The sequence below is a fragment of the Stenotrophomonas sp. YJH_SMC_20 genome, from assembly GCF_059367845.1.
In genome coordinates, this window is record NZ_JCAFRG010000001.1 from 536,355 (window position 1) to 548,844 (window position 12,490).

Here is a 12,490-nt window from a genome sequence, read left to right on the forward strand (position 1 = left end):
CTACCCTGCCTCGGGCGTGCCCTGGTGGAACACCATGCGCCATCTGTCCCCGTGCCGGCGCCACAGCGAACTGCGCAGCACCCAGTGCTGCAGCTGCCCATCAAGGTGATGGCGGCTGCGGTAGCGCACCTGGGCCAGGTCCTGCGACAGCAGCCAGACGGCGTACTGCTCCGATTCGATCTGCACCTGGGCACGCTCCAGCGGAATCTCCACCAGCGCGGCCGCACGGTCGTAGCACTGGCCGGAGCTGCCGATCTCGCTGAAATCCTCATCCAGCAATGCGGCCAGTTGCTCGCGGTCGGCACGCACCTGCGGCGCATGCAGTGCACGCTCCAGCGCCTCCAGCCCGGCAGCCAACGCCGCACCTGCGGGCTGGCCGGTACCGCTCACGCCGGATCCTGCGCCAGTACGTGCGGCGCGGTCGGGCTGGCCAGGGGCACGCACTGCCCCGGCTGCGCAACACGGTGCCCCCGCGCCGCCAGCGCCTGGCCATCGGCCACGCTGGCATAGTGGTAAAGCATCATCCGCGCCCGCAGCTCGGCGCTGTACTCACGCTCCAGATCGTCCACGCCGGTGTGCGACGGATTGCCGTGCAGGCCGCAGTCGTGGGCGATCAGCTCGTTGTCATTGGCGAAGCGGGCCAGCATCTCCGGAATCGGCCGGGTATCGCCGCTCCAGGTCAGCGCGCCCTGCAGGCGCAGGCCATAGGCCGTCTCCGGCCAGTGGTGGCGCACTGGGAACACCTCCAGGCGCACTCCCTCGTGCCAGAACGCATCGCCCACCACGACCAGTTGGAAGGCATCCCAGAAGTTCGCACCGCCCTCGGCCAGCACGTTCGGATAGTCACCGATGCGCTGGTGCAGCAGCGGCACCACCGTGGCCGGCACATACAGGCGCACCTTGCCGCGCCGCTGCGCATTGAAGAAGGTGTCCACGAACAGCCGTTCGAAGCCTGCCACGTGGTCAAGGTGCACATGGGTCACGAACAACGCCTGCGGCATGTGGCCGTAGTGCGCCTTGAACGCAGTCAGCCCTTCACCACCACAATCAATGGTCAGCCACGGACGCCCATCCCGCTCGATCACCGACATCGGCGACCCCAGCTCGACCGCCGACGCATTGCCGACGCCGAGGAAACGCAACGACCAATCCATCAGGTGCCCCGGTTCCAGGCCATGTCATAGGCACGGCGCAGCCGCGCGTAGTCCTTCTGCACATCTTCCACGCTGCGCTCGCCGCGCAACTTGATCAGCGAGCGCAGCAGGCGCTTGAGGTTGCGTTCGCGCCAGGCGGTGGCCGGAATGCGGATCACCCCACGGTCGAAGTCGATCAGCCAGCCATGGCCGTTGCCATCGAACAGGATGTTGTGCGCGTTGAGGTCGGCATGGTCCAGGCCGGCACGATGGAAGCGGGCGATCAGCCGCCCCGTCTCCTCCCAGGGCGCGCCCCGGCCGGCGACCAGGGCGCGGTCGGCCAGCGAGCGCACGCCCTCGATCCGCTCCATCAGGATCGCGGCCCGGTAGCGCAGGCCCTCGCGCATGTAGAACGCGGCGATCGGCCGTGGCACCGGCAGCTTCTTCTCGCGCAGCGCGCGCATCAGCCGGAATTCGGCGAAGCTGCGGGTCCGGTCCGAACCGCGCCACAGGTACTGGTCGTGGCTGAGCTTCGCGGCCAGGCCGCCCCGCAGGTAGTGCCGCAGCACGCTGGCCCCGAACGGCGCATCGACGAACCAGGCGCTGCCGCGGCCGCCCTCGCCCACCGGCCGGGCCCTGCTGCCCCAGTGCTGGGGCGAGAACAGGCCGATGTCGGCTTGCCGCAGCCGCTCGCGGTCGAACAGAATGGCCCCGATGCCGCGACCCTCGCGGCATGGCGTCAGCGCTTCATTGGCGTCGAATGCGACCATTTCATTGAGTCTAACAACACATGGCATCAGCGTCCTCCTCCTTGTGCCTCCTGCGCCTGTCCGCACTCGGCGACGTCACCCACGTGGTGCCCCTGGTGCGCACCCTGCAGGCTGCGCGCCCGGACACGCCGATCCACTGGATCATCGACAAGGTTGGCCACAAGCTGCTTGACGGCCTGCCCGGTGTCACCTTCCATGCCTACGACAAGAAGAGCGGCATGGCTGGGGTCAAGGAACTGCGCAGGCAACTGCCACCGGGGCGCTTCGAGGCGCTTCTGCAGATGCAGGTCGCATTCCGCGCCAACCTGCTGTCAGCCTTCATTCCGGCCGAACGCCGCATCGGCTACGACCGCAGCCGCTCCAAGGACCTGCACGGGCTCTTCATCAACGAGCGCATTCCTGACCGCCCCGGCATCCATGTACTGGATGCCATCGGCAGCTTCTGCGAACCGCTGGGCCTGCGCCAGACCGAAGTCAGCTGGGATCTGGCCGTGCCGCCCTCCGCCTTCGAGTGGGCCGCCGCGCAGTGGCAGGACGATGGCCGCCCGGTGCTGATGATCTCGCCCTGCTCCAGCCACGTGCGGCGCAACTGGTATGCGGACCGCTATGCAGTGGTGGCCAACCACGCCGCACAGCGCGGTTGGCGGGTGGTGCTGTGCGGTGGCCGCAGCGAACTGGAGCGCCACATGGCCGATGCGATCCAGGCGCAGCTGCAGACGCCGGCACTGGACCTGGTCGGCAAGGACACGTTGAAGCAGCTGCCTGCCCTGCTGGCCCGCGCCAATCTGGTGATGACCCCGGACTCGGGCCCGATGCACATCGCCAACGCGATGGGCGCCAAAGTGCTGGGCCTGCATGCAGCCAGCAATCCGGACCGCAGTGGCCCGTACTCGGACCGCCGCTACTGCGTGGACCGCTACGATGATGCCGCGCGCAAGTACCTGGCCAAGCAGGCGACGGACCTGAAGTGGGGCACCAAGATCGAATTCGACGATGTGATGGAACTGATCACCGTGGAAGACGGTATCGCTGCGTTCGAACGCTACGTCGCCGACCACCTGGGGTGATCGGCAGCCTGCCCGGGTTTACGTGCGCTGCGCGTAATCCTGGTAGGACTTCTCTTCCACGTACGCCGAGCCCAGCGCCAGGTTGATCGCCTTCTTGATGCGCGCGCGCTCGTCGTTGCGCAGGTAGACACTGCGCGCCAGGTCGATGAAGCCCTGGTCGAACGCCTGCACCTTCTCCTTCAGGCGGATGTCGTCCTCGATGTCCCACAGCTGCTCGTTGACCGCCTTCAGCTCGGCACGCAGCTTGGCGATGTCCTTCACCGCGGCCGGGTGTGCCATCCAGGTCTGCTCCAGCGCCGACAGCTCCTTGCGCACATTGGCCAGCTTGCCCTCGTCGCTGATGCGCTCGGACTTGATCTGCAGGATCGAGATCTTGTCCAGCAGCTCGCCGAAGGAAACGGGGACGAGGATTTCAGCGGTCATCGGGAAAAGCTCCAGCAGGTGATGCGTACATGTTAACCCGCAGCGTCCGCACGGATATCCCGGGTAGATCCACGCCATGCGTGGATGAGCCTGCCAGCAGGAACAGCATCCACGCACCGCGCGGATCTCCCGTGATCCATCTGGAGGAACAAGCCCCTCTGTTGAGGGGCTGCCCCGACAGGGGCGGGGAGAGGCCGGCAAAGGGAGGGGCCCACGCGTTGCGCAGCAACGTGTGGGGCGACGCGCAGAGCGCGTGGCGTCCCGCGCCAGATCAGTACAGGGTCACTACGGCGGGATGCCCGCCGCGCATCCACGCACCGCGCGGATCTCCCGTGATGCATCTGGAGGACCAAGCCCCTCTGTTGAGGGGCTGCCCCGACAGGGGCGGGGAGAGGCCGGCAAAGGGAGGGGCCCACGCGTTGCGCAGCAACGTGTGGGGCGACGCGCAGAGCGCGTCGCGTCCCGCGCCAGATCAGTACAGGGTCACTACGGCGGGATGCCCGCCGCGCATCCACGCACCGCGCGGATCTCCCGTGATCCATCTGGAGGACCAAGCCCCTCTGTTGAGGGGCTGCCCCGACAGGGGCGGGGAGAGGCCGGCAAAGGGAGGGGCCCATACCGTTGCGCAGCAACGTTTGGGGCGACGCGCAGAGCGCGTCGCGTCCCGCGCCAGATAAAGAAAAAGGGCTGCCGAAAGGCAGCCCTTTTTCTTTATCTGGCGGAGAGGGGGGGATTCGAACCCCCGAGGCGCTATAAACGCCTGCCTGATTTCGAGTCAGGTACATTCAACCACTCTGCCACCTCTCCGGGTGGTCCCCGGCGGACCGGGGACGCGCATCATACGAGGAAGTGAGGCCGACGACAAGTCATTCCGGCCCATGAAGTGGAAATTTCCTGGGCGCATGCCTTGCCGGATGCGTGCGGCCACCCGATGATGCCTGTCTCCCCAGCAACACCCTGCCCCAGCCCCCATGATCGAATTCGGACACCTCACCCACCCCGGCATGCGCCGCGAGCTCAACGAGGACACCTACTACGGTGACAGCGAGCTGGCCCTGTGGCTGGTGGCCGATGGCATGGGCGGGCACGCCTGCGGTGAAGTGGCCAGCGCGCTGGCACGCGAAACCATCGTGCGCGAGATACGCCGTGGCGCGCCATTGGCCCAGGCCATCCGCACCGCCGACGAAGAGATCATCCGCACCTCACGCCGTCGCAATGACAGCCTGCCGATGGGCACCACCGTGGTCGCCGCGCGCGTGCAGGGCAACCGCTATGAAGTGGCCTGGGTCGGCGACAGCCGCGCCTACCTGTGGCGCGATGGACAGCTGGCACAGCTCAGCCAGGACCACAGCGTGGTGCAGGAACTGGTCGCGCAGGGAAACCTGACCGCCGAACAGGCGCGTGCGCATCCGCATCGCAACGTGGTTACCCAGGCGCTGGGCGTGACCGATCCGGCACACCTGAACGTGGCCACCACCAGCGGTGAACTGCGCCCGGGAATGCAGCTGCTGCTGTGCAGTGACGGCCTGACCGAGGAGGTGGACGACCGCAGTATCGCCCGCACCCTCGCCTACGAAGATGCCAGCGCGCAGGAATGCGTGGACACGCTGGTCGCAGCCGCACTCGACGGCGGTGGCCGCGACAACATCAGCGTGATCCTGGTGCGCTGCCATTGACCGGTAGATCCACGCCACGCGTGGATGCGGTAATGCCGGCCGCTGGCCGGCTCACCGGGAAACCCCGTATCACGTAGATGCCGGCCAGCGGCCGGCACTACCTCGATGTATTACGCGCTGACGGGTTCTTCCACCTTCGGGCCATCCCACAGCGCGTGGCCGGCCTTCTTGCGCAACCGCTCCAGCCGCGCGGCATGCGCTTCCAGCTCCGACGGCGTGGCCACTACGCGCGGGCGCGGCAGCAGCTTGCTGGTATCGAAGGCCTGCAGCGCCGCACCGGCGCCACCGCCATCGTCATCCCCCAGGCCGAATCCGATCTCTTCCTGCCCCGAGGTCAGCGCGATGTAGACGTCACCCAGGATCTGCGCATCGAGCAGGCCGCCATGCAGCGCACGGTGCGAATTGTCCACGCCCAGCCGCTTGCACAGCGCATCCAGCGAATTGCGCTGGCCCGGGAAGCGCTCGCGCGCCATCACCAGGGTATCGATCACCGTGCAGCGATCGGTGATCTTCCCGTACTGCGGGCCCAGCAACGACAGTTCGTTGTCGAGGAAGCCCAGGTCGAACGCCGCGTTGTGGATGATCAGCTCGGCGCCATCGATGAAGGCAAGGAATTCATCGGCGATCTGCGCGAAGTCCGGCTTGTCAGCCAGAAACTCCAGGGTCAGGCCGGTGACTTCCTGCGCGCCCTGTTCGAACTCGCAGTCCGGCTTGATGTACTGGTGGTAGTTGTTGCCGGTCGGGCGGCGCTTGAACAGCTCCACGCAGCCGATTTCGACGATGCGGTTGCCCTTCTTCCACTCCAGGCCGGTGGTTTCGGTATCGAGGATGATCTGACGCATGGGCTCAGTTTACCGGGCTGGCGTCGCGGATCTGGATGGCCGCGTTGCGGGCCAGGGTATCCACCCGCTCATTGTCCGGATCGCCGGAGTGGCCCTTCACCCAGCGCCAGTCGATCTGGTGCCGCAGCGTGGCCGCATGCAGGCGCTCCCACAGCTCGCGGTTCTTCACCGGCTCACCGCCGGCGGTCTTCCAGTTCTTGCGGATCCAGCCCGGCATCCACTGGGTCAGCCCCTGCCGCACGTACTGCGAATCGGTGTAGAGCACGATGTTGCACGGCTCGGTCAGCGTCTCCAACCCGGAAATGGCGGCCATCAGCTCCATCCGGTTGTTGGTGGTGTGCGCTTCGCCGCCGCTCAGTTCACGCTCATGGCCCTTGTAGCGCAGCAGTGCAGCCCAGCCGCCGGGGCCGGGATTGCCAAGGCAGGAACCGTCGGTGTGGATTTCGATGGTTTTCAATACAACTCCAGAATCAGGTGGCTACGGTGCCGTGCCAGCGCACCGGCAGCGGTGTCGGCCCGGGCAGGGCCAGCGTGCGCTTTTCAGCATGGAACAGGCAGGCCGCGCGCAGTGGCGCCCACCCGCCCGGGCGACGGCTGCCGGCACCGCGCCAGAGGGGGCCGATGTAACGCATATCGTCGCACTCCAGCCCGTGGCGGCCGAGCAGCAGGCGAATCCGCTGCGGCGTGCGCACCACCAGTCCGTGCTGGCGCCAATGTGTACGGTAGGGGCTGAACGGGTTGAGGCTGCTCAGCCACAGGTGGCCGCCCGGCATCAGCACGCGCTCGCACTCATCCAGCAGCTGGTCGGCATCGCCGGTGGTCACATGCTGCAGCACGATCGCGTTGACACTCTCGTTGGCCAGCGGCAGCGGCAGTGCGCAGCGGGTATCACCGGCATAGCCCTGCCCCTGCCGGAACAGGCGCAGGCCACGCCCGCCGAGCTGCGCATCATCAAGCCAGCACGCGCTTGGCGCGATCCACAACCAGGGTTGTGCCGGCAGCACTGACAGCTGCGGCAGCAGTAATTGCCGCTCCAGCACGCGCAGGGATTCCGCCGGTTCACTGTCGAACCACGGGGTCTGGCTCGCTTGACGGGTGCTCTGCAGCGCGGGCATGGTCCAATTCTATGCGACTGACTGCCCTGCCCGCATTTGCGGACAACTACATCTGGACGTTGATCGACGACGATGGCGCCGCCGTGGTCATCGATCCCGGCGATGCCGCGCCGGTGCTTGCGGTGGCCGATCAGGGCCTGCGCGTGGACACGATCCTGCTCACCCATCATCACGATGACCACATCGGTGGCGTGCCCGCGCTGCAGGCGCGTTTTCCCGGCGTCCGGGTGATCGCGCCGGTCGAGGAGCGCATTCCCACTGCGACCCACCGCGTCGGTGAAGGTGAACGCGTTCAGGCACTGGGCCGGACGTTCCACGTACTATCCGTGCCCGGACATACCCGCAGCCACATCGCGTTTCACACTGCTGAACATCTTTTCAGCGGAGATTCGTTGTTCAGCCTGGGCTGTGGACGCCTGTTCGAAGGTACGCCGTCCCAGCTGCTGGCATCGATGCGCAAGCTGGGTGCCCTGCCCGCGCAACTGCTGCTTTGTTGCGCTCATGAGTACACCGTGTCAAATGCCGTCTTCGCGCGGCATGTCGACCCCGCCAACGCTGCCTTGTGGCAGCGCCAAGAGGAGGCTTTGGCCATGCGCCGCGATGACCGTTCCACCCTGCCGGTAACCCTGGCCAGCGAATTCGACTGCAATCCCTTCCTGCGTGTGCACGCGGCGCCGATCCGTGCGTCGGTGGCGGCGCACCTGGGCCGTGACGTCGTGGACGACGTCGACGTGATGGCCGGTCTCCGGCACTGGAAAGACGGCTTCCGCGCATGATGCGCCGAAGTCTGCCGCTGGCCCTGGGCCTTGCGCTGGGGCTGGCAGGAACCGCGGGCGCACAGTCGCTGGGCGCAGGCATCAGCCAGAACCTGACCGCTGCCGCTGCGCTGCCGCTGGATCCATCGGCGCTGCCGGCCGCTTCGGTACGCAACGGCCAGGAGATCTTCACAAGCTTCCGCGACGGCCTGGCCGAGCCCAGCTGCGATGCCGAGGCCACCAGCCCGCGCTGGCAGAAGCAGTTCGCCCATGCTCCCTCACGCCTGGCCAACCAGGATGACGATGCGCTGGTGCTGTTCGGCTACGTGGTCGAAGAGCTGCGCAAGGCCAACCTGCCCACCGAATTCGCACTGATTCCGTTCGTGGAAAGTGGCTATCGGCCCAATGCACGCAATGGCAGCGGTCCGACGGGCCTGTGGCAGTTCATCGCCACCACCGCGCGCAACCATCGGGTGCCCATGTCCAACGGCTACGACGGCCGCCTGTCGGCGGTCGATTCCACCCAGGCCGCGGTACGTTACCTGAAGACCCTGCACGGCATGTTCGGCGGCGACTGGCGCCTGGCCACCATGGCCTACAACGCCGGCGAGTACCGGGTCCTGCAGTCCATGCGCAAGGCCGGCATGAACGCGCAGAACGCCAAGCCATCGGCGCTGCCCGGCCTGTCACCGGTCACTCATGCCTATGTCGAGAAGCTGCATGCCCTGGCCTGCGTGCTGGAGGACGTGGAAGACCAGCCCGGCGTGATGGCCTCGCTGGACCGCACCGTGCCGGTGCTGAAGGACCACACCCTGCCGGCCGGCACCAGCATCCAGCAGTGGGCCGCACAACGCGCCCTGGACCCTGCCAGGATCGCCCGCCTCAACCCGGCCCTGGCCGCCGGCAACCGTGCCTCGGGAACCACCCGGGTGCTGGCCCCGGTCTCGGCCGCCAATGCGACGGTGACGGAAACCGCGACCACGCTGGTGGCCAGCACCGCACCGGCTGCCACGACCACACCGACGCCGCAGGCGGCCAAGACCGTCGCCGCGATTGCCGATCGCCCGCGCAGCCGCCGCCACACCGTGCGCGATGGCGAGTCGGCATGGACCATCGCCCGTCGCTATGGCATGCCGGTGAAGGCGCTGCTGTCACTGAACGGCCTGAGTGGCAGCAGCGTGCTGAAGCCGGGCGCGGTGCTGCGCGTCGAGGACTGACGCGCCAGCCAGGCCCTCCTGTAGAGCCGAGCCCATGCTCGGCTTTTTCATGCCTGCGCGCAGCAGATGCAGTCGAGCACGGCTCGACTCTACAAAAGGTGGTCGAGCAAGCTCGACCACTGCCAAAGCGCAAGCGCGACACAAACGACGCGAAGACAAAAAAAGGCCCGGCGATGCCGGGCCTTCTTCGATCTGCTCGCCGCGAGGCTTACAGGTTCGCTTCGGTGGTCTGGATCATGAACTTCTTGCGCATCGCATCCACGTAGGCCTTGGCTGCGGCCATGCCATCGATCTGGCTCAGCTGCTCCTTGAGCTGCTTCTGCTGCTCGGCGGTCACTTCCTTGATGTCGCCCGGGTTGACCTTGTTCACTGCAAACAGCAGCGCGTGACCGTTGACGTCGACCTTGCCGTAGCTCGGCTTGCCTTCGGCCGGCACAGGCGCGCTGAAGATGGCGCGGTTGATTTCCGGGGTCGGCACCGGCTGGCTGCGCGGCAGGCCCGGCATCGGGCTCAGCTGCAGCTTCTCGCTTGCGGCCAGCGACTGCAGGGTGGCGCCCGCCTTCAGCTTGGCCAGCACGGCGTCGGCGGCCTTGTCGCTGGCCTGGCGCTGGCGGTCAGCGCGGATCGCGGCGATCACCTGCTCGCGGGCCTTGTCCAGCGGCAGGGCCTGTTCCGGGGTATGGGCGGCCACACGGATGACCACACTGTGGTTGGTCGCGCCGCCCAGCGCAATCGGGTCGCTGGCAGTGCCGTCCTGCACCAGCACTTCAGAGAAGGCGGCACGCAGCACGGCCGGGTCAGCGGCGATGCCACTGGCGGTTGCGCGGGTGATCGGCCCCAGGGTCTGCAGCGGCAGGTTGACTTCCTTGGCCGCAGCGGCCAGATCGCTCGGGCTCTTGTTGATGGCATCCACCAGACGACCGGCCAGCTCGTTGAAGCCGCGTTCGCCGTCGGCCTTCAGCTGCTCGGCGGCCAGCGTGTCACGTACTTCCTCGAACGACTTGCCTTCGCCGCCACGCACCGCGGCGACCTTGATGATGTGGTAGCCGAAGTCGGTCTTGACCGGGCCGATCACGTCACCGGCCTTGGCAGCGAACAGTGCGTCTTCGAACGGCTTGACCATCGCACCGCGCTCGACCCAGCCCAGGTCACCGCCCTGGTCCTTGGAGCCCGGATCTTCCGAATTGGCCTTGGCCAGCGCAGCGAAGTCGGCACCGGCCGCCTTGGCTTCGGCAGCGATCTTGTTCGCCTTGGCTTCGGCGCCGTCACCGGTGATCAGGATGTGCGAGGCCTGGCGCTGCTCCGGCGAGGTGAACTTCGCCTTTTCTTCTTCATAGCGCTTGCGCAGGGTCGCTTCATCGGCCGGAGTCGGTGCCGGCAGGTTCGCACCGTTGATCTCGACGTATTCCAGCGAGACGCTCTCGGCCTGGCGGAAATCCTTGCCATGGCTGTCGTACCACTGCTTGATCTGCGCGTCAGTCACCGGCGCGGTGTCAGCCGGTACTTCCGGCAACGCGGCCAGTTCGACGTCGCGGGTTTCACCCAGCAGCTTCAGCAGGCGCTCGGTTTCGGCCTGGGTGACAAAGCCCGAATTCTGCAGGCCCGACGGGATCACCGACTGCTGCAGGCTCTCGCGCACCAGTTCCTGGAACTGGGTCGGGGTACGCGGCGGATTGCCACCGGCCAGGGCCAGGCGATAGTTGTTTTCGTTGAACTTGCCGTTCGAATCGAGGAAGGCCGGGATGGTGGCGATGTACTCGCGCACCGCACCATCGCCAATGACAACGCCGGCTTGTTCACCGACCAGGCGCACGACCTGCTCATCGATCAGCTGGTCGAGCACGGCCAGCTTGTTTTCGGTGCTTTCGAAAGCGCGCGGGTCGAAGTTCTCGCCCTGCTGCTGGCGCTCACGCATGCGCTCCTGCTCGAAACGGGTGCGGAAATCCTGCGCGCTGATCTCATGGTGCTGCCACAGCATGCGCACCGGCCACCACGACGGTGCCGAACGCCACCAGGTCGGCGGGGCGGAAACCTTGGCCACGTTCTGAGCGCCAACGCCACCGAGGTAACTGTTGTCGATCACGAACAGGAACGGAATCATCAGCAGCCCCAGGATCACGGTGACGATCCAGCCTGAGGTCTTGTCGCGGAGTTTCTGCAGCATGGTGAGGAATCACAAGGCCTGATTGGCGAGCCCGGCAGTGTAACCCGCTTCGCCGCAGGGACCAAAAGCAGCGGCGGCGCGGCCTGCGCATCACTTTGCGACGGGCTAAAGAAAAAACCCCCGGCTTGCGCCGAGGGCTTTTAGAGTTGGCGGAGCGGACGGGACTCGAACCCGCGACCTCCGGCGTGACAGGCCAGCATTCTAACCAGCTGAACTACCGCTCCGCGCTGAAACTTTGCAGGCGCCCAGTATATCCGAAGACTCCCTGGAAACCCAGCCCGATGAACACTTTTTTCAAAGTTTTTTCACAGGGATTTAAGACTCTGCAATGGCGGAGCGGACGGGACTCGAACCCGCGACCTCCGGCGTGACAGGCCAGCATTCTAACCAGCTGAACTACCGCTCCGTTCTTGCAAGAACCTATTCGCCTTCTCCCCGAACCTTCCGGGGAGAAGACAAGGCCCCCAGCTTTAGGCCGGGGGCCTTGATGTAGTGGCGGAGCGGACGGGACTCGAACCCGCGACCTCCGGCGTGACAGGCCAGCATTCTAACCAGCTGAACTACCGCTCCGCATTGTTGCTTTTTTGTTTTCCCATCGGCCTGGACCTGGGAGAAAACAAAGCCTCCAGCTTTTGGCCGGAGGCCTCGTTGAATGGCGGAGCGGACGGGACTCGAACCCGCGACCTCCGGCGTGACAGGCCAGCATTCTAACCAGCTGAACTACCGCTCCACACTCAAACGTTACCGCGGTGCTGTGGTGGGTGCTGAGGGTTTCGAACCCCCGACCCTCTCCGTGTAAAGGAGACGCTCTACCGCTGAGCTAAGCACCCCAGCGAGCCGCTTAGTTTACAGCATCCTTCAGAGCCTTGCCAGCCTTGAACGACGGATTCTTCGAAGCAGCGATCTTGATGGTGTCGCCGGTCTTCGGGTTGCGGCCGGTGCGGGCAGCACGGTCGCGGACCTGGAAGGTACCGAAGCCAACCAGGGTGACCGCATCGCCGTCCTTCAGCGCCTTGGTGATGGCAGCAACGACGGCATCGACAGCGCGGCTGGACTCGGCCTTGGTCAGGTCCGCAGCTTCAGCAACGGCATCGATCAATTCGGTCTTGTTCATTCTCTACAACTCCTTTGGCGGTGGGTTCCGCTTATTCGACAGGGAAGCAACCGCACGCCTTCTGCATGCGGCCGCCATGTGGAAACGGTTCGCCGATTCAGTCATCGCTGACAGCGATCACTCATTCGCGAGTGCTGCTTTTATACCAGTGGCCCTACCCCCACGCAAGCTGGAAAGCCAGCAACGACGCGGGTTTCGGGCCATTGGACGGTGC

General features: G+C 66.1%; 13 protein-coding genes and 6 tRNA genes. 4 read left to right on the forward strand and 15 right to left on the reverse strand.

Going from position 1 to position 12,490, the window contains the following annotated elements:
* The 3 genes from AC5P6A_RS02520 to AC5P6A_RS02530 are packed head-to-tail and all read right to left on the reverse strand — an operon-like array spanning position 1 to position 1,903.
* A complete protein-coding gene (locus AC5P6A_RS02520) occupies positions 1-390 on the reverse strand; it encodes a nuclear transport factor 2 family protein (protein WP_049405685.1) in 390 nt (129 codons plus the stop codon).
* The gene (locus AC5P6A_RS02525) at positions 387-1,154 is read right to left on the reverse strand and encodes an MBL fold metallo-hydrolase (protein WP_111097839.1); all 768 of its coding nucleotides are present in this window, start codon (positions 1,152-1,154) and stop codon (positions 387-389) included. Before AC5P6A_RS02525 ends, AC5P6A_RS02520 begins: the two co-directional genes overlap by 4 nt.
* A complete protein-coding gene (locus tag AC5P6A_RS02530) occupies positions 1,154-1,903 on the reverse strand; it encodes a 3-deoxy-D-manno-octulosonic acid kinase (RefSeq protein ID WP_021204519.1) in 750 nt (249 codons plus the stop codon). The genes AC5P6A_RS02525 and AC5P6A_RS02530 overlap by 1 nt, the downstream gene beginning before the upstream one ends.
* A 20-nt stretch (positions 1,904-1,923) precedes the next feature.
* On the opposite strand from AC5P6A_RS02530, the gene AC5P6A_RS02535 reads away from it, so the two are divergent.
* Positions 1,924-2,970, forward strand: coding sequence for a glycosyltransferase family 9 protein (locus AC5P6A_RS02535; protein WP_346714633.1), 1,047 nt, complete (start codon positions 1,924-1,926; stop codon positions 2,968-2,970).
* Between the two features lie 18 nt (positions 2,971-2,988).
* On the opposite strand, the gene AC5P6A_RS02540 is transcribed toward AC5P6A_RS02535, so the two are convergent.
* The gene (locus tag AC5P6A_RS02540; protein WP_019659518.1) at positions 2,989-3,393 is read right to left on the reverse strand and encodes a DUF6165 family protein; all 405 of its coding nucleotides are present in this window, start codon (positions 3,391-3,393) and stop codon (positions 2,989-2,991) included.
* A 716-nt stretch (positions 3,394-4,109) separates the two neighbouring features.
* A tRNA-Ser gene (locus AC5P6A_RS02545) sits at positions 4,110-4,200 on the reverse strand.
* 164 nt (positions 4,201-4,364) lie between these two features.
* Here AC5P6A_RS02545 and AC5P6A_RS02550 point away from each other — a divergent pair.
* Positions 4,365-5,069: a PP2C family protein-serine/threonine phosphatase gene (locus AC5P6A_RS02550; RefSeq protein ID WP_019659519.1), complete on the forward strand. Its 705-nt coding sequence runs from the start codon at positions 4,365-4,367 to the stop codon at positions 5,067-5,069.
* Between the two features lie 110 nt (positions 5,070-5,179).
* On the opposite strand, the gene dnaQ is transcribed toward AC5P6A_RS02550, so the two are convergent.
* Genes dnaQ through AC5P6A_RS02565 form a run of 3 tightly spaced genes read right to left on the reverse strand, consistent with a single transcriptional unit; the run spans position 5,180 to position 7,026 of the window.
* The gene (dnaQ, locus tag AC5P6A_RS02555) at positions 5,180-5,911 is read right to left on the reverse strand and encodes a DNA polymerase III subunit epsilon (protein WP_019659520.1); all 732 of its coding nucleotides are present in this window, start codon (positions 5,909-5,911) and stop codon (positions 5,180-5,182) included.
* A 4-nt stretch (positions 5,912-5,915) separates the two neighbouring features.
* On the reverse strand, positions 5,916-6,368 hold the full coding sequence (gene rnhA, locus AC5P6A_RS02560) for a ribonuclease HI (RefSeq protein ID WP_019659521.1): 453 nt from the start codon (positions 6,366-6,368) through the stop codon (positions 5,916-5,918).
* A gap of 13 nt (positions 6,369-6,381) precedes the next feature.
* A complete protein-coding gene (locus tag AC5P6A_RS02565) occupies positions 6,382-7,026 on the reverse strand; it encodes a class I SAM-dependent methyltransferase (protein WP_019659522.1) in 645 nt (214 codons plus the stop codon).
* Positions 7,027-7,037: 11 nt separating this feature from the next.
* Here AC5P6A_RS02565 and gloB point away from each other — a divergent pair, with 11 nt between their 5' ends.
* Together gloB and AC5P6A_RS02575 are read left to right on the forward strand one after the other, a co-directional pair.
* Complete coding sequence (gloB, locus tag AC5P6A_RS02570) at positions 7,038-7,802, forward strand: hydroxyacylglutathione hydrolase (protein ID WP_021204521.1); 765 nt, start codon at positions 7,038-7,040, stop codon at positions 7,800-7,802.
* Positions 7,799-8,998 (forward strand): lytic transglycosylase domain-containing protein, encoded by a 1,200-nt coding sequence (locus AC5P6A_RS02575; RefSeq protein ID WP_019659524.1) that lies wholly within the window; start codon positions 7,799-7,801, stop codon positions 8,996-8,998. The genes gloB and AC5P6A_RS02575 overlap by 4 nt, the downstream gene beginning before the upstream one ends.
* A gap of 208 nt (positions 8,999-9,206) precedes the next feature.
* Here AC5P6A_RS02575 and AC5P6A_RS02580 read toward each other — a convergent pair whose 3' ends face one another.
* The 7 genes from AC5P6A_RS02580 to AC5P6A_RS02610 all read right to left on the reverse strand — a co-directional run bounded on the left by AC5P6A_RS02580 (position 9,207) and on the right by AC5P6A_RS02610 (position 12,276).
* Positions 9,207-11,162, reverse strand: coding sequence for a peptidyl-prolyl cis-trans isomerase (locus AC5P6A_RS02580; protein WP_021204523.1), 1,956 nt, complete (start codon positions 11,160-11,162; stop codon positions 9,207-9,209).
* 147 nt (positions 11,163-11,309) lie between these two features.
* Positions 11,310-11,386, reverse strand: a tRNA-Asp gene (locus AC5P6A_RS02585).
* Between the two features lie 105 nt (positions 11,387-11,491).
* Positions 11,492-11,568 (reverse strand) — tRNA-Asp (locus AC5P6A_RS02590).
* An 87-nt stretch (positions 11,569-11,655) separates the two neighbouring features.
* A tRNA-Asp gene (locus AC5P6A_RS02595) sits at positions 11,656-11,732 on the reverse strand.
* 83 nt (positions 11,733-11,815) lie between these two features.
* Positions 11,816-11,892, reverse strand: a tRNA-Asp gene (locus tag AC5P6A_RS02600).
* 25 nt (positions 11,893-11,917) lie between these two features.
* Positions 11,918-11,992: transfer RNA gene (locus AC5P6A_RS02605), tRNA-Val, on the reverse strand.
* An 11-nt stretch (positions 11,993-12,003) separates the two neighbouring features.
* Positions 12,004-12,276 (reverse strand): HU family DNA-binding protein, encoded by a 273-nt coding sequence (locus tag AC5P6A_RS02610; protein WP_005408270.1) that lies wholly within the window; start codon positions 12,274-12,276, stop codon positions 12,004-12,006.
* Positions 12,277-12,490 lie beyond the last annotated feature (214 nt).